Origin of the sequence: Halorubrum alkaliphilum (assembly GCF_017873815.1) — an archaeon.
In the GTDB taxonomy this organism is placed as follows: domain Archaea; phylum Halobacteriota; class Halobacteria; order Halobacteriales; family Haloferacaceae; genus Halorubrum; species Halorubrum alkaliphilum.
The window spans coordinates 1-25,149 of sequence record NZ_JAGGKQ010000021.1; the positions used below are offsets into that span (position 1 = coordinate 1).

A 25,149-nucleotide genomic window follows, 5' to 3' on the forward strand; every position below is an offset into this window, starting at 1 on the left:
CTATCGCATCTTCTGACTCCAAGAACCGGTCTCTGACGCGGTAAAACCGTGAATTATCGACCCCACCCCGACGCAGTCTTGCGTTCAACAAGGCATCTGTCGGGGAGAGGTTGAGTAACGACGTGTACCGATCGCGTTCCTCGTCGAGAACGAATTCGTTGGCAAGCACCCGCCTGAATAGTGTAATCGCTGCCTCGTAATCCGTGAAGACATTATCAAACGGCATGTCGTCTCGTTCGTTGTGTAACACGAAATTCCGTGAGTTAGAGTAGAAGTACTCTTTCGTCCCATCTGACGTATCCTCGAACGTTTCAGAGAACGCAGCAAGATCATCCACATCAACATTAAGCGACGTGACTAAATTCCGGATCTTGTCAGCCGTGGCGCTCCCCACAGTCTCGTCGTGCGCTGCGTACCGTTCAGCCAGAACTTCCATCCCGGCCGCAATCGACGCAATCCGAGCATTCACAGTCCGATCACTCAGCATCGCATCGAGATACCACGAAATACACCGTTGGTACCGGTACTGTTCCGCTCTCTCAACAAATCGGTCATATCCGTGATCGAGAAACACTCGCACGTCGTTCGCACCGTCAATCCGACCACCAGAGAAAGCATGACCGATATCATCACGCCACGTTGTCATCCACCGCTCGTATGTCCACGACACTGTGTCACCGTCAACCGCAGTGATTCGAGCTCGAACCGGCGCGGGGAATACTCCTTGAACGAACGCTATCAACCATATCGCGGGTTGAAGAGTACACGATGCGTGATCGAATTGAATGTCTACCGGACCGTTTACCGAGTGTGTTAGCGTAACCGTCGCGGTGCGAAGTGACCGCCTGTATTCTTTGATTTGCTGTATTCGCTCTTCGAACCCGTCCACTTGATGTGATTGAATCGCGAACTCATCACGTTCCAAAAGCGGTGTGTCGTCCGGTTGCGGGAACCACGTATTTGGAACACGGAAATTCAGCACATCAAACTCGATCGTGGCATCTTCACCGACAAACGCGTTGTCCGGAGCTGAATCGAACACAACAACAGACGGCGTGATCCCTGTTACTCGGGCAGTCCCGTCCCTCCCATCGAATTCCGTCGATGTAATTACTTTTTCCAACGTTACCGGGACGCCGTCACGAGTCTCTCCATGGAATTCATCGAATTGGGGGGGTTGAGAACCGGTTACCTGCCCGATGGATTCTTCCACTGTCTCTAACGGCTCCACATCACCGGTCACGTCACCAGTAATGTCACCGGACTCGGTCAGCGACAGGTCAACAACACCACTCTCACCGTCCGTGTCATTGTCGAGAAGCACGGATTCGGCCGTGATAGCGTCGTTGAACATGAGTATTGGTTGCTACGTGGATACTCCCGGGCTTGTACATAAACCCAGTTCTGAGAGCGTGTCACAGCAACGCCTCACGATATTTCACCGGTGGTCGATTGAATTAACCGGCCAGGAAGCAACTCTTACCGACCGGCTGTTTCAGTCGATACTGTATATGAAGAAGAGGATTTCAACAAAGCCAAAAGTCAAGAAATACACGCGCAGCGACTAGCCAAGTTTGACATTTATATAGGCCTGTAAACAACCTTATAATCGAACTGATGTCATCTGGTCTGCGTCCATTAGCACTTCAAGAATCTTCTTCGGGCGATAGCAAGCGTGCGGCTCATGTTGTTGGTATTGACGAATCTGGAAACTCTGCTGACGGAGCCTTTGTTCTCGCTGCTGTTCAGTGCCCGCGTAGTTCTGGTGAGCGACTAGCCGAGTTGCTCATCGAGTTAGACCTTGATCCATGGGTGAGTAAGTCTTCTTCTGCCCCATCTACTCTCACAGACAGTGGGCTCACAGACACCGTAATAGAGTTGATTCGACAAATTCGCGATGAGCCGATCACTTGGCACGCCGCTGCATGCTGGGGGAATTGCCCGGTTGATAAGCAGGCGATGACAGCGTGTATAATTTCAACTAAATCTCTCACTAGGCATCGCGACTCCCAAGGCGGGTATGAAGGAAATGCAGCTCTGCTACACGATGGTAAGGGCGACAACTTCGGTAATGGATATATCAAGCTTCGCCGAGCTGGGCGAACACAGTTTGAGGGATTTGGTGACCGGGAAACTCCTGTATTCATTTCAATGCTAGAATCTGGTGATAGAATTTATCCAGAGATAACCGCAGCCGACTATATTGCTGGGTTAATCAGGTCAGAAATACATAATGAAGGGAGCATTGAGGCAGTTGATATTCCAATGATTGACCGTATCTCTAACTCTTGGTCAACGCCAAAAGACGCTTCTCCAGAACCTCAATACGAAATTCGAGCTCGAAACCACCAAAGAGAGCCAAAACGTCAAGATCGGGCGGCAGCTTGGATCGAAGGACGCCGCCCGCCAACGACTGATGCGTGGGGAGATCGGCCACTAGAGGCGATTGTCGATCGTTTGAGTTCTGATGTCGTGCGCAACTATCTACTGACCGAATTATAGAGTGGAAAGAACCGCCGGACGTCAACACACGTGCGCTGTGACCGCACATGCTAGCCAGACTAAGCCCCGCCCCAAAGGCAAGGGCTCAGTCTGCGTCCTCACTATAACCATGATATAGTGAAGATATAAAACTTGTGCTGATAAGCATTACCGCACCACGACACTACAGGATATTACTGAACAAATGGGATCGAACGGGTTTCAGCGGGAGTAACACAACCGATGACTTGTTCTGAGCGACGTCCTACCAATCCAGTTCGATGTTCCGACCGCTGCTTTCGCCGCCGCCGACGTTCCCGAGCATTCTTGGTTTCATATCGGGGTGCCAGCTGTTGCCTCGCTGCTCAATCCAATCGTCAGCCTCGAGCTGACGGAGGACGCGGTAGACCGTCGACGGCATACGGCGGATATCCGACCTCAGTATCGGCCAAATAAAGTACACAATCGGTTTTGTGATGACTGCTCCCGTTGTGTGGTTAACTTGTGTGTTGGTTGTTCAACTTCCGACAGCCAACGCACAATAGTTTATTCCACCACTAGGTGGCTGCTGAGTCGTGCGATTTGTTCCGCTTCCAAACACTCTATGAGATGTTTCTGTCCACACAAGCTCTGACTCACGTCCTGCGGTTTTGAGCTTTGGAGTCTCAAACAACGACGATCAAGATTTGTAGTCAGTTTGGACCGGCTAACAAGAGATACCCCAGTAACGAATATCACCCTCGGGTGGGCAGTACTAATCATGTCGCAAAAATGGACTCTGGAGTATCTCCGGAACGGGTTCGTCGACGAGGTGAAGCAACAGCGAGCAGAGCAGGGATGTAACACGAACGAGAAGCCGACCCACAAGTGGTTGCGGGAGAATGGATTCGGATACTTCCTCCAACGTGTCCGGGAACTTGGCATCCGTCCTGATGAATGGCTCTTCGAGGAATGTGGGTTCGAGCAGCCGAGAAAAGACTACCCGTGTAGCAACCCCGAAACGGTCCGGCGTGTCGAAGGCTGGCTTGAGTACGAGGACAACGTCGGCGAACGGCTCAACGGGACAAGCCTCTCGTCAGCGCGGACCCACCTCCGGCGCTCGATGGAGATCTCGAAGGAGACGACCGGGACAAGCGACATCTTTGAGCTCGGCCGCGGCGAGCGTGAGGTCTGCTTCAATCGCGCGGAACAGTTGATGGAAGGATTCAAAAGTGAGTTCGAAAGTGGTCAGAGCCGGTACAACTACGTGACGACCCTGCGGGACCTCCTCGCGCGGATGGAGGACAAAAATGTCGTCGACCATGACCCCCTAACACCCCTGGTCAGAGATTCTGACTGGGCTGGAGATTCGACACCTGTCACGATTGCGCCCTCCACATCGCTCGTGAAGGCGTACTTCGACGCCTGCGAGACACGGACCGAGCAGATGGTGATGATCTGTCTGGCCGTGATGGGATGGCGGCCAGCTGACTTCTGTGACCCAGCAGCGATTCGGGACATCCACTTCGATGGAGAGCGCCCGTACGTCGAGTTCACGGATGACCGGAAGAATGGCCCCAGTCTCGTCCCCATCATCCTGTGTCAGGACTTCATTGAGCAGTGGGTGCGACTCGTCGAGACGGTACCGGGCAACGACACAGCGCTGTTCCCATCTGACGCTTCCGACGACGGAGCACGGTCGAAGCAGTGGGTTCGAGATACCGTCACAGCGATCGGAGAGCGCGTCGACGAGACGCTTCGTAACGGTGAGAAGCCCACCCCGAGGCACTTCCGCAATTTCTGGTACACTGAGTACACGACGGCCTACGCAGAGTTCCGTCGAGACAACGACTTCGCAGCCTCGGCACAGGGGTCGCAGTCTGCCCGAATCCCGAGTACGTCGTACAACGATCCCCGCTATGGCAGTTGGTTCGACACGTTCGAACAGTTTGCCCACTCTAAGCTATCTATCCCGGTCGCTGACCTCGAGCCTGCCGACGAGATCGGCAGCATCGACATCGGCGATATCGATGGTGACGCGGCGTTCGACCTCGTTGAGACAGTCAGACAGGCCACACTGGAGGGCTGGGAAGATGCGAAGGCGTTGTTCCCAGCCGGGGCCGCCATCTACCTCACGAGCTACGTGGGCATCGCTGCTGGCCACACAGCGTCAACGTGGGTGTGGGTCAAACACCGTGGGATGTCGATGCATCCGGAGTTAGAGCACTACCCCAACATGAGTGTCCAGCGCCAGACAGGGCTCGGACTGGTTCTCGGAACTCTTCTCACGGCATTCCTCGGTTCGTGGCACGTGAACGGTACGTTCGAGAAATTGGCCTCGGGAGAGTTGACAGCGTGGGTTCCTCTGGTCTTCGCAGTCATCTACGCAGTCTGGCTGTTTGACCGGCAGTTGCCCGACCCCGATGATGCGGTCGAAGCACTGGGATAAGCCACTGCCCCCACAACTACGGGACCGTCCTTCTTCCACGTGAAAACTGTCCGCAGATCCAACTTTGATGCCAATGTTATTTTGGAGACGTTCGCCGTCATAAGGAGTTATTTTTACCCACCGGTTGTGGTGAGGCGTGATTTAAGATGTAATTAAGAACAGAAGCTAATTCCAGCTGTAGAGGCGCTTAAAAGCCAAAATAACCAACCCACGGTTTGTGACACTCATATAAAAGTCACAACCGACTCTCTTCGACTCACGCACGATTCCTGACGGAACCCTCCGGCGTCCTAGCGCCGGAGGAGTCGTGCTGCCACCCAATGACAGCAATCAACCCAAACAGGGTCAGGAGTGATAACTCTGGTCTCCAGAGTACCTCACTCGACACTGACCTACAGACACACCGCGTCGCACAGTCCAGTTCTAAAATCCCGCCGAACCATCGCCAGCGAAACGCCGGTCGAACAATCATCGTGGGGTCGGTCTAAGTGACCGAAGCCACCGACGATCCGACCTCGTTTGCCATCCCGATGGATCCAGACCGTGCGTTCAACGCAATCGCAAACAGTCGTCGCCGGCGCGTCTTGCTCTCACTCTCACAGTCGCATGGAGCAACTACCGCAGGTGATCTGGCCGTCGAAATCGCCGCCATCGAGAATGCGATTGACCCCAGTAAAATCAGGAGCAACGAACGCACCTCAGTCTACATCTCGCTGACCCAATCGCATCTCGAGACGCTCGATGAGTGCGGCGCAATCGCGTTTGATGACCGATCGAAGTCCGTCTCTCCGACAGACGCGACCGAACCCCTCGCCGAACACATCCGCCGGCTTCAAACCGCGTGCTACAAGCCGGACTCGGAGGGCGCCTAATGACTGAGTACCAGCGTGAATTGGAGACGCTCAGAAAGATCGACTCCAACTTCCACCGACTGTTCGAAGAAGTCAACGATGGTGACGACGTCGTTTCGATACCGGGTGGCGATCCACTCGCAACTCTGCGGCGGGCACGGGCAAAGATCGACACCGCACTGTTCGCGTACCGTCGCCGAACTGAGGACGCCACGCTCGCTGATGACGGGACCTGTCTACTCCAGTGGGACCCACCGAGTGCGCCACCGCGTCGCCTCCGGTTTGAACCCGATAACACTGGCGAGTCCTGGACACGCCGTGAATTCGAGTGGACTGGCGCAGAGTGGCGCTCCTGTGGTAGCGACCGTGTCGAGGACGTCGCGATCCGCGCCCCAGCAGCCGCCCGGTATCCTGATCCTGTCGACCCGCCACCGCTCGAAACGATGGTTGAGTGGATCCGTGACGGCTGGGCGCGTCCAGACCCGCCTGCGCTCGTGTTCGCGAAGACGGCCACAACCGAACAGGGCGTGGTCGTTTCCGTCGACGGCGAGCTCCGCTACCGGGAGCGCGATAGCCCACAGTGGTATCCTGCGACGACAGACGAGTTCTACCACCACCTTCGCACTCACGGACAGCCAACGCTCCTACCGCTCTCAGAAACCGCACTGACTCGCCATGACTTCACTCCCAGCCCGCTCTCTCAATGACGGACGAACCACTCTCGCTTCCACCGGGATTCGATCGTGGACTCACCCAGCTTATCGACGCGATCGAGACGCTCCGGGACGCTCTCTCAGACGAGGAGACACTTACGACCGTCCAAGCTGTCACCACACGGCGGCGGTTGTTCCTCGCGCTCTACCCGCTTAAGACGATCCGCCAACAGCTTGCGGATACAGAGCATTCCCCATCCCAAGGCGATCATGAGGTGATGACGTGGGATGGCCCTGCTCAGGCACTGTATCATATCGAACTACGTCTCGATCGGCTGCTTGAGGATCTCTCCATTCAGGGGTACGACCACTCCTCACAAGAGTATTCGATCGAGCAAACACTCGAAACGATTCAAGACCACATCGTCATTCTTCAGGACGCACTTTCTGAGGGGTCGACGGACAACTCCACGCAGCTTGAGAAACTCTCCAGTCACCGATCTGTCTATGCAGACGTGGCTGGGCGTGGGGTTGGCGATGGGCGATGGCTTGAGTATCAACTCCAACGCGCGTTGATGCGGTGGGGGTATCGAGCAGAGACGCGCCAGCACCTGTTCGGTCTCGAGGTCGACGTCGTCGCCAACCGGAAGCCAAAACAACGGCAGCCGACTGATTGGATTGTCGCTCAGTGTAAAGACTGGACGAGCGACACGATCACGCCGTCGACGATCTTCCGGCTGTGTACGATCGCGTTTGCCTGCCGGGCAATGCCGGTCCTCTGCCACACAACCGAGATCACACCTCGGGCTGAGGAACTCGCCCGTCAGTTCGAAGTTCGGATCCTCGATCTGCGGGATCTTGAACGAGGTGCGCTTCCTGCACCCCAAGTGTACAAGCCGTCTGCTGAACTCAACGAGTGGCCTCCACAGTACAACGCTCGTGACGATCGGGGCACTCTCCCCGTCATGTTCTACGGAGAGCCTGGCAAACGGTTCAGCTACGTTCCTGGATTCACTCCCGTGGGGATGGACTACGACTATGAACCGATTGATACCGATCGAGACGACGATACGCATCCCGCAGCAGGCCACTGACGAATCACGTCTAGCGACCAAGTGCGATATGGTAGCGAGGGAATAGGTTTGATAAGTCCCTGCTGTTGGAATATGCTGTCGATCAGTTTTCGTTTGCTGACACTACCCTCTATACCATTTTGTAATTGTACGAGAACAAGACTGTCAGTCAGTAGATCACTCGTAGCTGCTGCTCGGCGGCACTGAAACCACGTCAAAACCGTAGTCTACTCGTCGTCAACGACGGTCGCCTCTTCAGGCGGTGCGATATCGAGTTCGGCAGCGCTGCGCTCGATTTCCTCGGGCGTCATCCCCTCAGCGTCAGCGAGCAGCTCGGTGAGCTCCTCGTCCGAGACCATATCGGCGTCGGCCGGGGCTTCACGACTCATACCCCCTTCTACCCGGCGCGAAGGGATAAACGTGGGTGTCGGTTCACCACCATCTGACCACGACGGCGGGCGGCCCGGCGACCGACGCTCTTCGAAGACATCGACGAAGTACTCAGCCTCGCGTTTGAGGTAATTGGCACAGCCACGGATAACTGCTCCTCGACTTATCGGCAGCGGCGCATGCGCGAGTTGGAGGTGAACAGTCGGCTGCGAACGGCGGGCGATGTCGACATGGAGTCCCTCGCGGTACACGTCATGCCCAAGTGCCGACGTCTCGTTGTGGTCCACCCGGGCGATCGCCGTTCATTCGATTGGGTCGGGAGCGACGCGATAGTGAAGCTGAACGAGAAAGCGTGAGATGTGTTGCTGGTGCTGGTCGAACCCGACCGTGAGCAGGCAGTCACGACGGCCAGCTGGGACGTGCTTGGAGACGTCGTAGCCGGTCGGGAGTGACGGGGCACTCATTCGTTCGAGCCATCATCACCCGGTACGGTGTTGCTTTCACTTTTGCCCTCGAGGTCGGGGCACCATCCGGGCCTCGCTAGAGTTGTAATAGGTCAGTTCTCCCGCTCCCACCATTCATCGATTTCTTGCGCGCCGATGTCGACGGTTGCGGTGATCCCGCACGAACAATGGATGCCGACGGTGCCGGGGTGCGTCGTGATCGGGCCCTTCTCCTCTCCACAGCCCGGACAGTTGACGCGGAAGATATCGCCCATACACACCGATCCATGTGGTCCGGGAAAGCCGCTCTGCTCAGTCTTAACCAACGGTCGGTGGTAGAACTGCCGTCTGTTGGTTAAGACTGAAACCGCAGGACGGTGAGGGTGGTGGGTCAGTGTTCTAGATAGCCAGGCTAATCTGTTTCAGATGGCCTCTGCGAACGCGATCGACTGATTGCCATCAACTACAGGGTACGCATGTATCTCGGTTGTTGAGTCGATTTTGTACGGTATGTTCGATTAGCGGCCGAATGCTTATGATGCCGCTCTGGTAACATGGTGATAATGAGCACCGAAACGAGTACGAACGACGATGTCCGGAGTGGGCGAACGATTACGCTCACTCAGGCGGACGACGGCTGGTGGGTCGCCCGTGACGAGTCGACCAGTGTCGCAAGCCAGGGTGAGACGCGGCAAGATGCCCTCGACAATCTTGACGAGGCAGTCGCACTTCACAAGGGAGAAACCGGTGATTCGGTCGACAATTGGGAGGAGGAAAAAGAAGTCCTTGATGAACTCGGTATCGATCCTGATGAAGTACAGCAGGCTCGCGACGAGCACGATGGCCTCCCCGAGTTCATGCAGTAAGTCGGATGGGTGCGCCTGATTTTTCCGGACGCGATGTCGTCAAAGCACTCTCGAAAAATCGCTTTGTCATCGTTGATCGGACCGGCAGCCACGTCAAGCTTCGATACGAGCACCCGACGAACGACGACGATATCCGTGTTGTCTCCGTCCCGCAACACGCTCGGATCCGAACTGGAACACTACGTAACATCGCAGACCAGTCCGGAGCAGAAGACTTCGAGAAGTGGTGTCAGTGGATCGACCAGCAGTGCTGATCGGTTATTCAATTTACAATTGCCACTAGCTCGGATATCGTTGTGTGGGTGTATATTTTGGGATAGCGTGAGTTACCCTGAAACGTGGTACTACAGTCGATCAGGCATGACTATCGGAATTCAATATCAATCATTAGAAGGACAGACACGCTATCGATGTAAGTAGGCGCTCGTCGATCGCCTGTCTGACGTAGATTTATGTGATAGAGGTATCATCAATAACATGTATGATGTGTAGAACCCGTATTATGCGAAATATACAGGTGAGACAGTAATGCGAATCGATGTCGGGATGCAGAAAGGCGGCGTCGGCAAGACAACAACGAGTATCAACTTAGCTGGCGCGCTCGCTGACAGAGGTCATGATGTACTGGCTGTCGACGCGGATCCACAAGGTGGGCTCACGCTCAAACTTGGATACCGAGAGCAGTACCGCGAGGGAGAGTATGCACTCTATGACGTGCTGTCCGAGATGGGTCGTCTCTCACTGGATGATCTTGACGACCTGATCGTCTCCGGTGACGAGTTCGATATAGTGCCATCGCATATACGGAATTTCCGATTAGAGAAGCATCTGTATTCAGAAGCCCGTGGGGTAGAAGCGCTGAAGATCGCTCTCGACCGGCTTACAGCAGAGTACGATTACGTGGTGATTGACTCACCACCAAACCTTGGGCCGCTCGCTGATGGGGCTCTGCTGGCTGCTGAGAACGTGTTGTTCCCGAGCAATGCAAACACGATCGCGAAGGATTCGCTTGAGATACTCTTCGATGAGATCGACACGCTCGAGGACAAGTTCGACGACGTGCAGATTTCGACAGTAGCCGCCGTGCTGAACGAGGTGGGGCAAGATGGTGTCAGCAACGAGATGCGGACATGGTTTGTCGAGACGTTTGGCGAAGAGTACGTATTCGAAATCCCGGACTGGGCAGCTGTCGAGCACGCAATCGAATACCGGACGTCGGTCTTCGCGTATAACCCGGATGATGCGGGTTACCCGTGGGACGCAGACAAGACAGACCAGCTACGGACCAAGTACAACGCCATCGCGGCACAAGTTGAATCTCTCAACAATGACTGATCCAAAAGACGAACTCGGCGCACGATTCGATGACCGTCGGGCCGATTCAGGTGATAACGAATCAGACGAGAGCGGCGATGACGAGGCAGGTGATAATATGAGCCACTCGGATACGACGGATAACCCGAATAATACAGATACTACAGATAACTCGTATAATACGGGTAACACGAGTAGTGCAGGTAATGCAAGTAAGCCGGGACCGAATCCAGACCCAGACTCAACGCGGAATCGCCGGCAACTGGCGATGTACCTTCCAGAATCGAAGGCGGAACAGCTTAACAATCTCTACGATCGTCTCGATGGACAATCCAAGATAGCGGGTGAGGGTGGGATCGAAAAGCACGCCGATTTTATGGAGGCTCTCGTGGAGCTTGCGGTTGATCATGAAGACGAGCTAGCGGACAGACTTGGAATTGAGGAGTAAGGAAGACAAGAGAGACGATTCACCCGAGGCAATTCACCAAGGGCCATCAAATTCCACAAGAAGGCCACATCGTTCCACGAGACGGGCGAGTTCTCGCTGCTTCTGCCCTGAACTCAGATTCACCTCAACATAGTGTCCGCCAGTCAACTCTCGGGGTTGCTTCATTTCTTTCTCACCAGAACTCGTTTGCTTGTGGATGATCGGTCGCGTTCGGCCCGGGATATACGGAAGAGGTTCCAGCTTTGAGATGAGGTCGTAGTTTCGTACGAGATAATCTACCACCCCAATGAACGCGCTGGCCTGTTGTGTCTCCTCAAACTCAGTAAGGACCGTCTCGCCGTCAGAGAGTTGAATCCGATACAAGTTGTCGTCGCCACGTTCTTGAGCGGTTACAGACTCCGAGACATCAGGTGTGAGTGAATCGGTACTACCACCGTCATCGATCTCGCTTTCAATGTCTTGGATGAGCCGGTCGATCATCTCCTTTGCCTGCGATTCTGCTGGTGACGCAAGTTTCTCTGAGACACGTTCAGCAAAGAGATTCGCAACCTCAGCAGCCAGTTCATCTTTTTCCACCTCCAACGTCGACCGAGCTTCCCGTAGTTCCCGAATACGATCGAGAATTGTGACCCACTCCTCGTTCTGGGTAACACGTCGTCATGGCCACCACACACGGAGCATCTGGCTGACGGTTATAAACTGTCCGTGAAAGTGATCGATACAGCTTGTCAGAAGTACTAACGTAGGCGATCGTAACCGCTTGACTGCGTTTTGCTGGGACTGATCGCTCCCTCTCCGGATCAGCTTAGTTGTCTGACCGCAGTACCGATCACGTCAACACCGATGTCAATGGCTGTCTCGTCGATGTCGAAGTACGCCGTGTGATGTCCTGCGGGATTGTTCGCACCGATACCGAGATACGCCGCCGTGCCGCCCCGTCGTTGAACGCGCCGGATGAGATACGAAGCGTCCTCACTCCCGCCGAATTCCTTTCGTATTATGCGGTCGACTGCACTGGTTGCGTCCGCCGCCACCTCGACCGTCTCGATCACGGACTCGTCGTTCTCGAAGGTGGTCGTCTTTCCGTAGAGTCCCGTCTCGTAGTCGACATCGTGCATCGTCGCCGCACCGTCTATCACCTCGCGTGTCCGGCCGAGCATGTACTCGTTGAGATCGTGGGTTCCACCGCGAACCTCGACGCGCATCGTGGCCTCCTCACAGATAACGTTCTGTGCGTTGTCGGCGTTGACCCGTCCGACGTTAACTCGGGTCTGGCCGCCTCCGTGCCGAGCAATTCCGTACAGGTTTCCGATCGCCGCCGTTGCGGCCTGAAGCGCGTTCCGTCCAGCGTTCGGCTCACCGCCTGCGTGTGCGGGCTCTCCTTCGAACGTGACATCGAGCTTGGCGTTCGCGAGCGGCGCGTCGTAGCTGGAAACGACGGTTCCGACGGGCTCGTCGAGTCCAACGTGAACCGCGAGCAGATGGTCGACGTCATCGAGGTAACCGGACTCGGCCATCGGCTTCCCACCGCGACCCCCCTCCTCGGCAGCTTGGAAAAAGAGCTTCAGCGTGCCGTCGAACTCGCCGTCGGCGAACTCGCGGGCCACGCCGAGTCCGATCGCGGCGTGTGCGTCGTGGCCGCAGGCGTGCATCTCGCCGGGATGAACGCTCGCGAATCCCTCGCGAGCCGGCCGGTGGTCGTCGTCCATCGCCTCCTGTCGCTCCAAGGCGTCGATATCTGTTCGGACTCCGATCGTCGGCCCGTCACCGAACTTCCGGACAGCGACGAGTCCCGTGATGTCGCTCATCCGGTCGATGTACTCCGTCGGAGCGCCCGCTTCGAGGGCCCGTTCCCGGGCGGCGGCGACCTCGTTTTCGGGCGGTACGCCCATCCGTTCGTCCGGATTCACGCTGTCCGCACCGAGGTGCACCCCGTAGCCCAGCTCCTCGAGTTCGGCCGCGAGTAGCGCGGTCGTCCGGAACTCCTTCCAGCCGGCCTCCGCATGGGCGTGGAGGTCGCGACGGATCTCGTGTAAAGACGCGTCCGAAAACGCGGTGAGTGTGTCCATACCGGGCTGACGGGACGGGATATAAAAAGGGTTGACACGCCGGCGAGCCGGACCGGCGTTTGACCGCCTCGTTCGACTCGGCGGGCCGAACGCGGAGTGATCGAACGAACTTGGGTGGTTTCAACTCCCCCGAGCGGCAACCAACGTCGATGACGGATCACGAACGGGCTGCGACCGCGGTGGACAAGTTGCTCTCGACGCTGGAGGCGGACGACCGGATCGCGTTCGCGGAGGCCGGTGGCGTCCACAGGGAAACCTCCGAGGTTGTCGTCACCGAACGCGAGGTGCGGAGCGATATCGAACACGCAACCGCCGGCGTCTGGTGTCGCGTCTTCGCCGATGGCTCGGCCGCCTACCGCTTCTCGACGGATCTTTCGGCCGACGGGCTCGAGGAACTCGCGGACCGGGCGGCGACAGCCGGCAAACAACTGGGCCAGTCGACGCCCGCCCGAGTCGACCTCGCCTCGCTCCACCGCGGGGTCCATGACGGCTGGGCACGGGAGCCGACCACGGCGATCGATCTCGACACGAAACGCGAGCGGATCGCCGACGCGGTCACGGACCTGGACCTGTCGCTCGACCGAGCACGAGTCACCTACGAGGACCGACGGGTCGCCTCGGTGGTCGCGACGACCGCCGGCAGCGTCGTCCGAACCACCCTCGACCGCGCGAGTCTGGACGCCACGCTCGTTCCGACCGACGCCGATTCGAAGGTTCGCCGCCACGCGGGCAGCACCCGCGGCGGCGCGTTTCTCGAGCGCGTGTCCGACGTCCTCGACTCCGCCGCCCGCGACGCGGCCGACCTCGCGGCAGCCGGGACGACGACGGCGACGACCGGGGACACGACCGTCGTGCTCGGTCCCGAGGCGGCCGCCCAGCTGTGTCACGAGCTTGCGGGCTACCTTGCCGCCGATCTGAAGGCGTTCGGGTTCACTCCCTTCGACCGCGGCGACCGGCTCACCGAGGCGCCCCTCACGATTGACGACGGCGTCGCCGCCGGCTCCTGGGCCGCCCGCGCATACGATGCCGAGGGCCGGCCGACGACGCCCGTTCGGCTCGTCGAGGACGGTCGCGTCGAGTCGTTCCTTCATGACACACAGACCGCCGTGGAGGCGAACGCCGTCCCCGCCGGCAACGCCGTTCCCGCGCTCGGCTACGAGCAGGCGCCCCGGATCCACCATCGACACCTCGACGTCGCGGCCGGCGACGCGAGCCGGGAGTCGCTTCTCGCCGACGCCGACGTCTACGTCCGCCGGTTCGCTCCGGGCCACTACTCCGATCCCTTCGAGCGCACCCAGCGGAGCGGCGAGATGCCGCCGAGCGCCCCCTACGCACACGATGTCGCCGAGCGGCTGGAGGGATCCGCCGACCGCGGTACGGTCGAGCTGTCGATCGCCGAAGGCTTCCGGATCGAGGGAGAGAAGCTCGGCGCGACCGTCTCGGGGACGGCCGTCTGGACGCCCGCAACCCTGGAGACGATCAATGGGATCGGACGGGAGCGGGAGACGGTCACAGGGGTCGACTCGAAACACAAGTCACGGATTCCGTACGCGGTCACGGCGCCGGCGATGCGGCTGACGCTCCCGCTCGAGGAGTCGAGCTGAGCGTGAAGTCCGAGCGCGAAGCGGTGAGCGGCGTCAGTCGTTCGCGGACGCCGCGGAGTCGTCTGGCGCGGTCGTGTCCGTGACGTCGTCGACGCGCGTCGAGTCGACGCCCTCCGCGGGCTCGTAGAGGTGACAGGCGACCTTCTGGCTGCCATCGAAGTCGGCTTTCGCCTCCAAGGGGGGGTCCTCCGTCTCGCAGATGTCGCCGATGTACTCCGAACAGCGACCGTGGAACCGACAGCCCGAGGGCACGTCGATGGCGTCGCCCACCTCGCCGGCGAGTTCGACCCGCTCCCGACCGACGCCCGGATCGGGGACCGGGACCGCGTTGATGAGCGATCTCGTGTACGGGTGCTGAGGGTGCTCGATCACATCCTCGGTCGGTCCCTTCTCGACGATCTTTCCCATGTACATGATCGCGAGTCGGTCGCACATGTGTCTGAGAAGCGATAGGTCGTGGCTGATGTAGACGACCGAGAGGTCGAACTCCTCGGTCATCCGCTCCATCAGCGAGAGCACGCCCGCCCGTAGCGAGACGTCGAGCATGCTCACCGGCTCGTCGGCGACGATGAAGTCTGGGTCCAACACGAGCGCCCGGGCGATGGCGACGCGCTGGCGCTGGCCGCCGGAGAGCTCGTGTGGATACTGATCGAAGTACTGGTCCGGCGGCTGCAGCTCCGCGAACTCCAGCGCGCGGCGAACCCGGGCCGTCTCGTTGCGGATGTCGTGGATCCGCAGCGGCTCCGCAATGGTGTCGTAGACCGTCATCCGCGGGTTCAGCGACTCGAAGGGGTCCTGGAAGATCATCTGGGCGTTCTGTCTGAACTGCACCATCTCCTCCTCGTTTGCGTCCGTGAGGTCAGTCCCTCTGAATCGGATGGAACCGTCGGTCGCTTCGTGGAGCTTCACGAGCGACATGCCCGTCGTCGTCTTCCCGCAGCCGGACTCGCCCGCGAGCCCAAGCGTCTCGCCGCGCTTTAGGTCGAAGGTCACGCCGTCGACGGCGTGGACGTAGTCGGATTCGCTTCCGGTCATGGCCCGCAGCAGACTGGAGATGAGCCCCTCGTCCACCTTGAAATGTTTCTGAAGATCACGGACCTCCAACAGCGTCTCGTCGTCGACAGGGTCGTTCAGGCTCATCTCAGTCGTTCCCCTCCATCATCGTTCCTTCCTTCATCGTCCTGATCGCTCGCGCCGCCTCAGTGTCGGCCCAGGTCGCCGGGTCGTCCGCGCGCGCTCGAAAGCCGTCGTCGATCGCGTCCGCGTAGTGACAGTACGATCGGAGACCGTTGTTGTAGTGTGCCTCCGGTTCGATCTCGCGACATTTCTCGGTCGCAAGCGGGCAGCGCTCGGCGAACCGACAGCCCGAGGGCGGGTCGATCAGCTCCGGTGGATAGCCGGAGATCGACAGCAGGTTTTGGTCGGACTCGCGGATGTTCGGGAACGCCCGCTTCAATCCCATCGTGTACGGGTGATACGGCTTCCCAAATATCTCTTCGACGGGCCCCTCCTCGGCGATCTGTCCCGCGTACATCACGACCACCCTGTCACAGGTCTCCGCCACGACGCTGACGTCGTGGGTGATCACCATCATCGAGGAGTTGATCTCCTTCTGGATCTGGCCGATCCGTTTTAAGATCTGGTCCTGCATGATCACGTCGAGCGCCGTCGTCGGCTCGTCGGCCAGCACGAGCGACGGCTCCAACGCGAGCGCCATCGCGATCATCGCCCGCTGCCGCATGCCACCGGAGAACTGGTGGGGATATTCGTCGGCCCGTTTCTGATCGAGCCCGACGAGCTCGAACATTTCTTGGACGATCTCGTTCGCCTCGACGCGTCCGGTGCCGGGTCGATGCGTCTCGATCGCCTCCACGATCTGTTCGCGGATCGTGTAGACGGGGTCGAGCGCGTTCATCGCCGACTGAGCGATCATCGAGATCTCCTCCCATTTATATCGGCGACGCTGCTTCTCCGAGAGTTCAGTGAGGTCCTCGCCTTTGAACTCGATCGAGCCGTTGTTTATGTACCCCGCGTCGGGAAGGATGCCGATGATCGCCTTCGCGAGGGTGGTTTTCCCACAGCCCGACTCGCCGACGATCCCGAGGTTCTCCCCCTCCTCAATGGAGAAGGAGACCCCGTCGACCGCCTGTGCCGGGCCGGTCTCCGTTTCGTAGTAGACTTCGAGGTCTGAGACGTTGAGTACTGTCATTTATCTGAGTTCGGGATTCGTGATTTCCTCGTAGCCACGGCCGATCAGGAACCCGCTGATCACCACGAGGCCGATACAGATGCCAGGCGGCACGAACCACCACCAGACACCGAAGTCAAGCGCCGCGTACGCACGCGAGGACTGCAGCATGGTTCCCCAGGAGACGCGGTTGGGGTCACCGAGGCCGATGAACGAGACGCCGGCCTCCGCGAGGATCGCCCACGCGATCGCGAACGCGCCGTAGAGGAACGACATGGGAAGCACGTTCGGCGCGAGATGTCTGGAGATGATGTGCCAGTCGCTGGCGCCCGCGACCTGTGCCGCCTTCACGAACGGTCGCTCCCGCAACGAGAGCGCCTGTGAGCGGATGACACGCGCCGTCGAGCGCCACTGGAGCACGATGATCGCGAAGATGATGTTCCACAGGCTCGGGCCGAGCAGGGCGACGAGGATTATCACCGTCGGCAGAAGCGGCATCCCGTAGAGGAAGTCGACGATTCGCATCAGCGTGTCGTCGATCTTCCCGCCGTAGTAGCCGGCGGTCAGCCCGACCAGCGTTCCGATCCCCGCGGTGAACACCGCTGCGAGCAGCCCGACGAGCAGCGCAGCCCGCGAGCCGTAGATCAGCTGACTGAAGATGTCGAACCCCTCCGCCGTCGTTCCGAGGACGTACACCGACTCCGAGTCGATGAACATCGGATCGACCCAGTCGGCGATGATGAGCTCCGCGTCCGTCTCGTACTGGCGGTTCAGCGGCTGGTGTGGCGCAATGAACGGCGCGAAGATCGCCACGGCCATGAAGAACGCCATCGTGACCATCGCGAGCTTCACCAGCAGGTCGTTCGTGAGCATCCGCCACTGTTCCCCGAGCGTCTCACGCCAGAGCCGCAGGTTACGCTTCCATCGGTTCACCTGCTCTTCGCTCTCGTCGACTGTGCTGTCGTCGAGGTCCGCGAATATCGAGGGTTCGTCTTGTGTTGCCATGGTTGGTTAGTCGTACGTCACCCGCGGGTCCAGGTAGCCGTACAGCAGGTCCGCGACGAAGTTCAGGATGATGATCGTCGCGGCGAGCACCATGAACGTGCCCTGTGCGACTGGGAAGTCCCGCCGCAACACCGCTCGAACCATCTCCCGTCCGATACCCGGCCACCCGAACACAGTCTCGATGAGCACGCTGCCGCCGACTGCGTAGCCGAGCGCGATCGCAGCCGCGGTGAGGATCGGCAACATCGCGTTGCGTGCGGCGTGTTTGAACATGATCGTCCGCTCTCTCAGCCCCTTCGCCCGGCAGACGTCGATGAAGTCCTGTGAGAGCACCTCCATCATGCTTGATCGCATGATGAGGAGCGGATAGCCCATGTAGTAGAACGCGAGCACCGCGGCGGGTGCAAGCAGGTGATGCAGGAAGGTCGTCGTGAAGATGCGGCTCCACCACCCCCCATCCATCCCGGAGGTACCCATCCCGCTCATCGGGATCACACCGAGTCCCGCGCCGAAGATCCACAACACGATGAGGCCGACGTAGAACGTGGGCACGCTCCGTGCGGTGAGCGCGGTCACCACGGTTCCCTTCTCGAAGTTGGTCCCTCGGTACCAGCCGGTGAACACGCCGAGCGTGATCCCGAGGATGTACGCGATCACGAACGCGGTCAACATCAACACCAGCGTGTTCGGCAGGAACGTCCAGATCACGTCCCGCACCGGTTCGTTCGTGTGGAACGACTGTCCGAAGTCGAGGGTGAGCGCGTTCCGGAGGAACGCGATGTACTGGACGTGGAGCGGATCGTTGAGGCCGAAGCTCTCGATTATCCGCTGTCTCGCCTCCGGCGTCATCTGTGCGGAAACGACGAACGATGTCGGATCGCCGGGCATCAGACGAAACAGGAAGAACAGTACGGTACCGACTGCCCAAAAGGTCACGCCGAGTTGCAGCACCCGTCTGACGACGAAACTCGCTTTACTCATGTTCGGTTGAAGTGGGTATCATTCTGGAGCCGCGGTCGCGGCGGGGATGGGTTGAATGGCCGTTACTCGGCCGGGAAGTGGACCATGCCGTCCTCGTCGAAGACGTATCCGGCGTCCCGGAGCCGCTGGATGCCGGCATCGATGTCCTCGTCGTACCTGGTGACATCGTCGGTGTGGAGCGGGCCGAACGCCGCGCTGACGACGTTGAAGCCGGGCTCTGGCACGTCGAAGAGGATCTGTTCGACGATCGGGGTCCGCGGGACGGCGTTGAACGCCGCCTTCCGGACCTCGGGATCGTCGAGCCCCTCGGTTCGCGCGTTGGGCGTGCAGTGCCAGTACGACGTGGCGGGCTCCGTCAGGACGGTGATCTGGTCCAGGTCTCGGTTCTCGTCGAGCTGCCGGTCGATCCGGCCGAACGTCTCGTAGGTGATGTCGCCCTCGCGCAGGCCCTCCCACACGGTCGACGCCTCGGGAATGATCCGCCAGATCCGCTCCTCGAAGTCGACCGGCGCGAAGTGGTCGTCGAATCGTTCGAGGCCGAACTCGGCGCCCCGGTCCCAGTAGTTGAACTGGAGCGGCCCGGAGCCGACCGGTTCCTCGATGTTGACCTGGCTCGGCTCGTCGCGGTCCGCCCAGCGATGCTCCGGCAGGATCGGGATCTGCGTGCCGACCAGCAGGTTGAACGGTCCGAGCGGCTCTTCCATGTGGATCCGGACCGTTTCATCGTCGACGGCCTCTGCCTCGTCGATGAAGTTCGCCTGCACCGAGTACAGCGGGACCTCGTTATCGGCGATGTAGTTGTACGAGAAGACGACGTCATCGACGGTGAGGGGCTCGCCGTCGTGGAAGGTGTGGTCGCGGATCGTGTACTCCATCGTGTCCTCGTCGACCCGTTCGAAGTCGGTGGCGAGGCTGACGTCGGTGTTGATCTCGCCCTCGTTGTCGAGCCGGACGACGCTGTCGTACATGATGTCGAAGTTGTACGTGTGCTTGTTCTCGTCGTTGTGGCCGAGGGGGTTCATCGTGTCGAGCGCCTCCGGCCAGTATCCGACCAACGTCTCCTCGCCGTCCAGCATCTCCAGGTTGATCATCGTCCAGTAGGAGTTGAACCCGAGCGGCAGGTCTGGCTCCCAGTTGGTGACCTTCTCGTTGTTGAAGACGGCCAGGAACGGCATGTCGACGATCGGCATCTGCGGCAGATCCTCCATCAGGGTCTGCTGCAGGTCGTGGACCAGCTCGATCCGCCTATCCGCGTCGGGTTCGACGAGGTACTGATCCATCAGGTCGTCGGCGTCGGGGTTCTCGTAGCCCGCGAAGTTCCCGTCGCCGGGCGACGTGTTCTCGGAGTACATCGTGGAACTGAACTCCAGCACCGGGTCGATCGTAAAGAACGTGTGCCACGTCGAGAAGTCGTAGTCGTACTCCACGTCGACGCGGTTGAACAGCGTCCCCCACTCCAGCACCTCGACCTCCATGTCGAGCCCGATATTCTCTAATCGATCCGAAATGAGGTTGACCGCGTCGTGGCGCGGCGGGTTGTAGCTCTGTGCGTTATTGAGGTATGTGTAGGTCGGTAGCTGCTCGCCGAGGTCGTCCGGGTCGGTTGCGTCGACGTCAGCACCACCGTCATCGTCGCCTCCGGGATCATCCTCGTCATCGGCGCAACCCGCCATTGCGGTGAGTCCAACAAGACCCGCTGTCGAACCCGCTTTGTTCAGAAACGCTCTCCGATTTGCTGTGTGTTCGGATGACATACCACTGAGTAACAAAATGAAAGTGATAAATCTATTGGTATTATAGATAGTTCGAACACGATCGACTGGATCTGGACAACGCAAATCGAAAAAGGTCTGATTTAGTTTGTTTTATTGGTGAATGTCGCTTTCATGCGTAACAGCATATGTTGCCGATACTCTCCAGACCGATAGTTGATTACTTGCGATCGTGACTGTTCTCAACGTCGCTTTCCGCCCGTGCTGCGCGTCTCGCGTCCGCGAGCCGCCGGCGGTACTCCCAGTAGCCGCTCCCGACCAGCAGCGCTCCCAGTCCAATGCCGGTAACGGGATCGCCACGATACCAGAACCAAGCGATTCCGACCGCCGCGGCCAACGCCGAGAGACCGAGCGCGATCCGTGCACGCCCTCTGCTCCGTGCAACGTCTACCATCCTTTCGGTGCGCCTCTCCCTGACTCAGTCTTCGCTTCTTCCCTCCCCGATTCGCCTTTTTTCAGACGGTTCCCGGTATCCCTTGACCGCCGATCCGATGCGATTCTGGTCCGCTCCATTGATTGCCCGTACTGAACGAGCCTCAATAAATCCACACGGACTTCGACACCCTCGCAGCTCCAGTGGGGCTGTTATCCCGGTCGTGGCGGACTCACGCGGACCGATCGCTCCACGGCCACGGACGCGGCTCACCCCACGGCCACGTACCCGTTGCTTTCATTCCGACATCGAACCCTTCGGTTATCGCCTCGGATTTAATATCCTCGGCCGCCCGCCCGTCGATCGACCGATCCGCTTCCGCGAGCTTCGCGACCCCTGCGGCACACAACACCGATAGGTCACGCAGGTCACGGGAGTCGAGCTTGTCGAGCGTGTCACCGTGCGTGTGGCCCCACCCCCGACCGCTCCCGTGAGAACTCGAACGGGCCTGAGAGGCGGCGACACCGCGCTGCACGAACGGCCAGTGATCGCTGTGAGGCCGGAGCCCGTCTTCAATTTCGATCGGCGCGTCGAACGCTTCGCTCACCTCCTCGAACGCCTCTCCGATCGCCTCGATCCCGTGCGTGTGGATTTCGAGGTCCCGCGAGTATCCCGCGCCATCGGCGTTGACCACGCACTTGACGCGATCGAGATCGTGAGAATGCGTCCAGTAGTAGGACCCGTACAGTCCGGTCTCCTCCGCGCCGAAGACGACGAATCGGACACGGGTCTCGAGCTCCGCTTCCATCGCGGCGAGGATCCGGGCCACGCCGACGACGAGCGCGGAGCCGAACCCGTTGTCGTTCGCTCCGGTCCCGACGTCATGTGCGTCGACGTGAGCGGTGAACAGCACCTCTTCGTCGGTGTCGGGGCCGACGACCGCCTCGACGTTCGCGGATGTCGCCGGTTCGTTTCGGGCTTCTACGGACAGTGTCGCCGCAATCCCGTCGTCGCTTCCGGCGTCTTTACAGTGGCGGGCGAGGCGTGCGCCGACCTCCTTGCTGAGCCCTACCGCCGGGATCGGTCCCGGTTCATTCGTGTGTCCAACGTCGCCTGTCGGCGGTAGCGCACCCTCGATATGATTATAAAAAAGAAACCCTTCTGCACCGGACTCGGCCGCGTAGCCGTACTTTTCGCTCCGATGTACCCATCGGCCGTAGTCGTCCGGCGTGAGACTCGACGCCATCGCGATCGATCCAGAGAGATCGACCCCCTCGAAGTCCGCTGGAAGGCCGTACCCCATGTCGACGACCTCGCCGCTGACCGTCCCGGACGGCGTCCCCGGAAGCTCGACGAGCTCGTGTGAGCCGTCGAAAACGACATCTCGCTCCCCGTGATGAACCGTCAACGACGCGTCTCCGCGCCACCATCCGGGGATCGGGAACGGCTCCTCCGTGATGTTGTCAAGACCGATTTTTTCGAAGGCGTCGGCGACCAGCCCCGCACCGATGGCTTCCCCCTCGTGGCCGGGCATTCGGTCACCGAGATCTGAGAGATCAGCGAGGAGGTTCCATGCCGTCGCGTCCGTGTACGCGTCACCGATCACCGTCGGATGGAGCGATGTCATGTCACCACAAATAAACGACGGGAACATGAGCGTTTGGGAGCCGGCGTTCGACGTGACACCGTTCGGTTCCGCTACGGAACACTCGACACAACGGGGGAGATCGTCCCCTCGCAGTGCATTTCACCCTGTGAATTTTCAATGATGGTCTAACGTCTCGGTAAAACTGAAAATCCACACACTAAATACCGTAACTAATGTACGGGTAGTATGGGATCGGTGACGCTACACCTCGCTGAAGGAGACCTCGACTACGCCGAGAGGCTCCTCAGTCGGAGTGATTTGCCTGTCGAGGACATCACGGCGTCCCCCGTGGAGATGTACTACGCGACGGCCGCAGCCGAACGGATCGGGATCGGCGGCCTCGAGGAGTACGGCGATGTCGGACTGCTGCGATCGGTCGTCGTTGAGCCCTCAAAACGAGGTCAGGGGTACGGATCGATGCTCTGTGAGTCGTTAGAGACCATCGCACGAGACCGTGGCGTCGAAACACTGTACCTCCTCACGACAACTGCATCGGATTTCTTTGCTTCAGAGGGGTACACGACAGTTGAGCGATCGATCGCTCCGGACGCCGTTCAAAACACGACCGAGTTCGGTGAACTCTGTCCGTCGACGGCAGTGTGTATGCGAAAAACACTGTGACTCTCACCGCGTCGCTGTTTCGATTGAGTCAGACGGGCCGGTCTGACCGATAGACGAGATACGCACTACATATTACAGGATACGCAGAACACCACATAGGGTTGGTAGGAATCCGAGCTAGCGGTTCGCGGTTCTCGCCGGTCGACCGTTAACCCGACATCGCGGCTGAATAAGCCAGTACAGATATTATTCTTAGCTAGCAGTTTTATCACCGAACAGTTCGCACTCTCTTCTTTTGAGGGAGAAGATAGATCTGCCCGTGCTGAATTGAGTTTCCGATTTTGTTAAGAAAATCGGAAACTCAAACGGCTAAGCGGCACAATTAGGGCTACAAGCTACTTAAAAAGATGAGCGAGTCACCGAATTCGGAAGCTCAAAGCAGGCAAGCCCGAGTCTGGCTTACGCCCGAACAGCTGGTTTCACGCAGTCGAAGTAGCATTACTATATCTTGGCAACGAATGACACTATGGGAGCCCCTCTGAGAAGGTTGGGTTTCGGGAGCAGTTGAAGGCTCGCCGCTCCCTGCTCATTAATGAGATGGCTCGTAGCGTCGATCGGACCGCTGCTGGCGAACGGCAGGCGGTTTTGTGTTCAGTGTTGGACTTCTACCCAACGCTTATACTGTTGGCCGATGTCTCAACAGGTGAGAGATGGCCCAGGAACCGCTGTTCCAGTACACAAACGTCGAGGCCGGTCTCGTCGAGAACGTCGTGCTTCGGCCGACCGACGACACCGAGACGTACCCCTCGGGCTGGAAGTACACGCTCCATCTGGGCACTCTCGACGACCTCACGCTCGTTCGATACGACAACTCCCACGAGGACACGAAAGGCCACGAACACCACACCGCAGCCGGCGATCTTGACGACGTCGAGTTCCCTGGAATGGAGGACCGGCTTGTCGAGTTCTGGGCGAGCGCGGACGAGTACTGGGACGCTGTCGGCGGCGACCCGCCCCGGCCGCACTGATCGAATACCGACACACGATACCCAACCATGACTACACTCCACATCACCGTCGGCGACCGAGAACAGCTCCGTGAGGACGCGCTCCAGTTCGTCCAAGACGTCGAGGCCGACGATCTCGACGATCAGGATGGAAAGGCAACGCTCCAGTTCGGCACCTACGACGACTTCGTCGACAGTCTCACGCCGCTGCGCCTTGAGCTCATCCGGGCGATCGCAGAAGAGGCGCCTGAGAGCATGCGCGAGGCAGCGCGTCTCGTCGAGCGTGACGTGTCCGACGTCCACTCGGACCTGAAGCAGCTGGAAGTACTGGGCATCCTCACGCTCGAGGAGGGCGGGCCCAGCGGTGCAATTCAACCCGTCGTCCCGTTCGACCGCATCGAGGTCCACATCGACTACCCGCTCATCGATAGCGGCGACGCCGATGGGACTCCCGCAAGCGCGTAGTCACCACTCTCGGAGTGTCCTCGTGTGATGGTTACTCACGATTCACAATCACGCTGCTGTCCTCGAACAGTACTTTCACTCCGCTCGCCCGAACTATAAGTCACAGAGTCTCAAATTTTGAGGAGAGGGAGCACCGCTGAGTCGGTTTTAACAACCAGATCAGCTCTAAAACAGTGTCACACGCTCCCTCTCCCCTCGAAGTAGCCCGTGAACTCGTGAGAATGAGTCCTAATGACCCAGAGACGGTCCGTGGCGACTGCTCGTTCTGTGGCGAGACAGTCACCGGTCGGCACGCAATCATCCACTATGAGACCGCTGGCGGTGGCCCTGGCGTGTGGGCCGAATGTCCAAGCTGTGGTGAGATCGTTGACCCCACCCATGCTCAGTAAACAGTTCATCCAGCAGATTGTTAGGCTCAAGCCGTCATCGACAACGCACCACGAGTGCCGTCAGTGTGGGTACAGCGTGGAGAAAGAAGTCGATGAATGTCCACAGTGTGGCTCTCACGAGATTGCGGCCTACGATCTTG

Annotated in this window: 27 protein-coding genes; 14 read left to right on the forward strand and 13 right to left on the reverse strand. The window is 59.1% G+C overall.

Annotation, left to right across the window (positions count from 1 at the left end):
- Window positions 1–1,354 (reverse strand): hypothetical protein (locus tag J2751_RS11895; protein WP_209486300.1); only part of this gene is annotated, 1,354 nt, incomplete at its 3' end.
- Between the two features lie 263 nt (window positions 1,355–1,617).
- On the opposite strand from J2751_RS11895, the gene J2751_RS11900 reads away from it, so the two are divergent.
- From J2751_RS11900 to J2751_RS11920, 5 genes are all read left to right on the forward strand, one after another.
- Window positions 1,618–2,502, forward strand: coding sequence for a hypothetical protein (locus J2751_RS11900; protein ID WP_209486301.1), 885 nt, complete (start codon window positions 1,618–1,620; stop codon window positions 2,500–2,502).
- Window positions 2,503–3,178: 676 nt separating this feature from the next.
- Window positions 3,179–4,909 (forward strand): hypothetical protein, encoded by a 1,731-nt coding sequence (locus tag J2751_RS11905; RefSeq protein WP_209486302.1) that lies wholly within the window; start codon window positions 3,179–3,181, stop codon window positions 4,907–4,909.
- Window positions 4,910–5,439: 530 nt separating this feature from the next.
- Window positions 5,440–5,781: a DUF7344 domain-containing protein gene (locus J2751_RS11910; protein ID WP_209486348.1), complete on the forward strand. Its 342-nt coding sequence runs from the start codon at window positions 5,440–5,442 to the stop codon at window positions 5,779–5,781.
- Window positions 5,781–6,467, forward strand: coding sequence for a hypothetical protein (locus J2751_RS15570; RefSeq protein ID WP_245202761.1), 687 nt, complete (start codon window positions 5,781–5,783; stop codon window positions 6,465–6,467). Before J2751_RS11910 ends, J2751_RS15570 begins: the two co-directional genes overlap by 1 nt.
- Entirely contained in the window at window positions 6,464–7,507 is a 1,044-nt protein-coding gene (locus J2751_RS11920; RefSeq protein ID WP_209486303.1) for a restriction endonuclease, read from the forward strand. Before J2751_RS15570 ends, J2751_RS11920 begins: the two co-directional genes overlap by 4 nt.
- 206 nt (window positions 7,508–7,713) lie before the next feature.
- Here the strand turns inward: J2751_RS11920 and J2751_RS15575 are convergent, their stop codons facing one another.
- From J2751_RS15575 to J2751_RS11930, 3 genes are all read right to left on the reverse strand, one after another.
- Window positions 7,714–7,875: a hypothetical protein gene (locus J2751_RS15575; protein WP_245202762.1), complete on the reverse strand. Its 162-nt coding sequence runs from the start codon at window positions 7,873–7,875 to the stop codon at window positions 7,714–7,716.
- A gap of 303 nt (window positions 7,876–8,178) precedes the next feature.
- On the reverse strand, window positions 8,179–8,340 hold the full coding sequence (locus J2751_RS15580) for a hypothetical protein (RefSeq protein WP_245202763.1): 162 nt from the start codon (window positions 8,338–8,340) through the stop codon (window positions 8,179–8,181).
- Between the two features lie 92 nt (window positions 8,341–8,432).
- A complete protein-coding gene (locus J2751_RS11930) occupies window positions 8,433–8,594 on the reverse strand; it encodes a hypothetical protein (protein ID WP_209486304.1) in 162 nt (53 codons plus the stop codon).
- Window positions 8,595–8,882: 288 nt separating this feature from the next.
- Between J2751_RS11930 and J2751_RS11935 the strand changes: the two genes are divergently transcribed.
- The 4 genes from J2751_RS11935 to J2751_RS11950 all read left to right on the forward strand — a co-directional run bounded on the left by J2751_RS11935 (window position 8,883) and on the right by J2751_RS11950 (window position 10,947).
- Window positions 8,883–9,185: a type II toxin-antitoxin system HicB family antitoxin gene (locus J2751_RS11935; protein WP_209486306.1), complete on the forward strand. Its 303-nt coding sequence runs from the start codon at window positions 8,883–8,885 to the stop codon at window positions 9,183–9,185.
- A 5-nt stretch (window positions 9,186–9,190) separates the two neighbouring features.
- Window positions 9,191–9,439, forward strand: a complete 249-nt coding sequence (locus tag J2751_RS11940) for a type II toxin-antitoxin system HicA family toxin (RefSeq protein WP_007992740.1) — start codon at window positions 9,191–9,193, stop codon at window positions 9,437–9,439.
- Between the two features lie 274 nt (window positions 9,440–9,713).
- Window positions 9,714–10,520: a ParA family protein gene (locus tag J2751_RS11945; RefSeq protein WP_209486308.1), complete on the forward strand. Its 807-nt coding sequence runs from the start codon at window positions 9,714–9,716 to the stop codon at window positions 10,518–10,520.
- Window positions 10,513–10,947, forward strand: coding sequence for a hypothetical protein (locus tag J2751_RS11950; RefSeq protein WP_209486310.1), 435 nt, complete (start codon window positions 10,513–10,515; stop codon window positions 10,945–10,947). Before J2751_RS11945 ends, J2751_RS11950 begins: the two co-directional genes overlap by 8 nt.
- 33 nt (window positions 10,948–10,980) lie before the next feature.
- On the opposite strand, the gene J2751_RS11955 is transcribed toward J2751_RS11950, so the two are convergent.
- Window positions 10,981–11,523 (reverse strand): hypothetical protein, encoded by a 543-nt coding sequence (locus tag J2751_RS11955; protein WP_209486312.1) that lies wholly within the window; start codon window positions 11,521–11,523, stop codon window positions 10,981–10,983.
- Window positions 11,524–11,747: 224 nt separating this feature from the next.
- On the reverse strand, window positions 11,748–13,016 hold the full coding sequence (locus J2751_RS11960) for an amidohydrolase (RefSeq protein WP_209486314.1): 1,269 nt from the start codon (window positions 13,014–13,016) through the stop codon (window positions 11,748–11,750).
- Between the two features lie 149 nt (window positions 13,017–13,165).
- Here J2751_RS11960 and J2751_RS11965 point away from each other — a divergent pair, with 149 nt between their 5' ends.
- The gene (locus J2751_RS11965) at window positions 13,166–14,620 is read left to right on the forward strand and encodes a metallopeptidase TldD-related protein (protein WP_209486316.1); all 1,455 of its coding nucleotides are present in this window, start codon (window positions 13,166–13,168) and stop codon (window positions 14,618–14,620) included.
- A 33-nt stretch (window positions 14,621–14,653) separates the two neighbouring features.
- Here J2751_RS11965 and J2751_RS11970 read toward each other — a convergent pair whose 3' ends face one another.
- The 7 genes from J2751_RS11970 to J2751_RS12000 all read right to left on the reverse strand — a co-directional run bounded on the left by J2751_RS11970 (window position 14,654) and on the right by J2751_RS12000 (window position 22,566).
- A complete protein-coding gene (locus J2751_RS11970) occupies window positions 14,654–15,760 on the reverse strand; it encodes an ABC transporter ATP-binding protein (RefSeq protein ID WP_209486317.1) in 1,107 nt (368 codons plus the stop codon).
- Between the two features lies 1 nt (window position 15,761).
- On the reverse strand, window positions 15,762–16,829 hold the full coding sequence (locus J2751_RS11975; protein ID WP_209486319.1) for an ABC transporter ATP-binding protein: 1,068 nt from the start codon (window positions 16,827–16,829) through the stop codon (window positions 15,762–15,764).
- Entirely contained in the window at window positions 16,830–17,813 is a 984-nt protein-coding gene (locus J2751_RS11980) for an ABC transporter permease (protein WP_209486321.1), read from the reverse strand.
- A gap of 6 nt (window positions 17,814–17,819) precedes the next feature.
- Window positions 17,820–18,794, reverse strand: coding sequence for an ABC transporter permease (locus J2751_RS11985; protein ID WP_209486323.1), 975 nt, complete (start codon window positions 18,792–18,794; stop codon window positions 17,820–17,822).
- 62 nt (window positions 18,795–18,856) lie between these two features.
- Entirely contained in the window at window positions 18,857–20,467 is a 1,611-nt protein-coding gene (locus J2751_RS11990; protein ID WP_245202764.1) for an ABC transporter substrate-binding protein, read from the reverse strand.
- Between the two features lie 259 nt (window positions 20,468–20,726).
- Window positions 20,727–20,960, reverse strand: a complete 234-nt coding sequence (locus J2751_RS11995; RefSeq protein ID WP_209486327.1) for a hypothetical protein — start codon at window positions 20,958–20,960, stop codon at window positions 20,727–20,729.
- 211 nt (window positions 20,961–21,171) lie between these two features.
- Window positions 21,172–22,566: a M28 family peptidase gene (locus J2751_RS12000; protein ID WP_209486329.1), complete on the reverse strand. Its 1,395-nt coding sequence runs from the start codon at window positions 22,564–22,566 to the stop codon at window positions 21,172–21,174.
- 207 nt (window positions 22,567–22,773) lie between these two features.
- Here J2751_RS12000 and arsN2 point away from each other — a divergent pair, with 207 nt between their 5' ends.
- From arsN2 to J2751_RS15930, 4 genes are all read left to right on the forward strand, one after another.
- Window positions 22,774–23,208 carry an arsenic resistance N-acetyltransferase ArsN2 gene (gene arsN2 / locus J2751_RS12005; RefSeq protein WP_209486332.1) on the forward strand — a complete coding sequence of 145 codons (435 nt, stop codon included), beginning with the start codon at window positions 22,774–22,776 and terminating at the stop codon, window positions 23,206–23,208.
- A gap of 650 nt (window positions 23,209–23,858) precedes the next feature.
- Entirely contained in the window at window positions 23,859–24,176 is a 318-nt protein-coding gene (locus J2751_RS12010; RefSeq protein WP_209486334.1) for a toxin-antitoxin system TumE family protein, read from the forward strand.
- Between the two features lie 27 nt (window positions 24,177–24,203).
- On the forward strand, window positions 24,204–24,620 hold the full coding sequence (locus tag J2751_RS12015; protein ID WP_008846835.1) for an HVO_A0114 family putative DNA-binding protein: 417 nt from the start codon (window positions 24,204–24,206) through the stop codon (window positions 24,618–24,620).
- A gap of 221 nt (window positions 24,621–24,841) precedes the next feature.
- A complete protein-coding gene (locus J2751_RS15930; protein ID WP_449405240.1) occupies window positions 24,842–25,009 on the forward strand; it encodes a DUF7837 family putative zinc-binding protein in 168 nt (55 codons plus the stop codon).
- Window positions 25,010–25,149 lie beyond the last annotated feature (140 nt).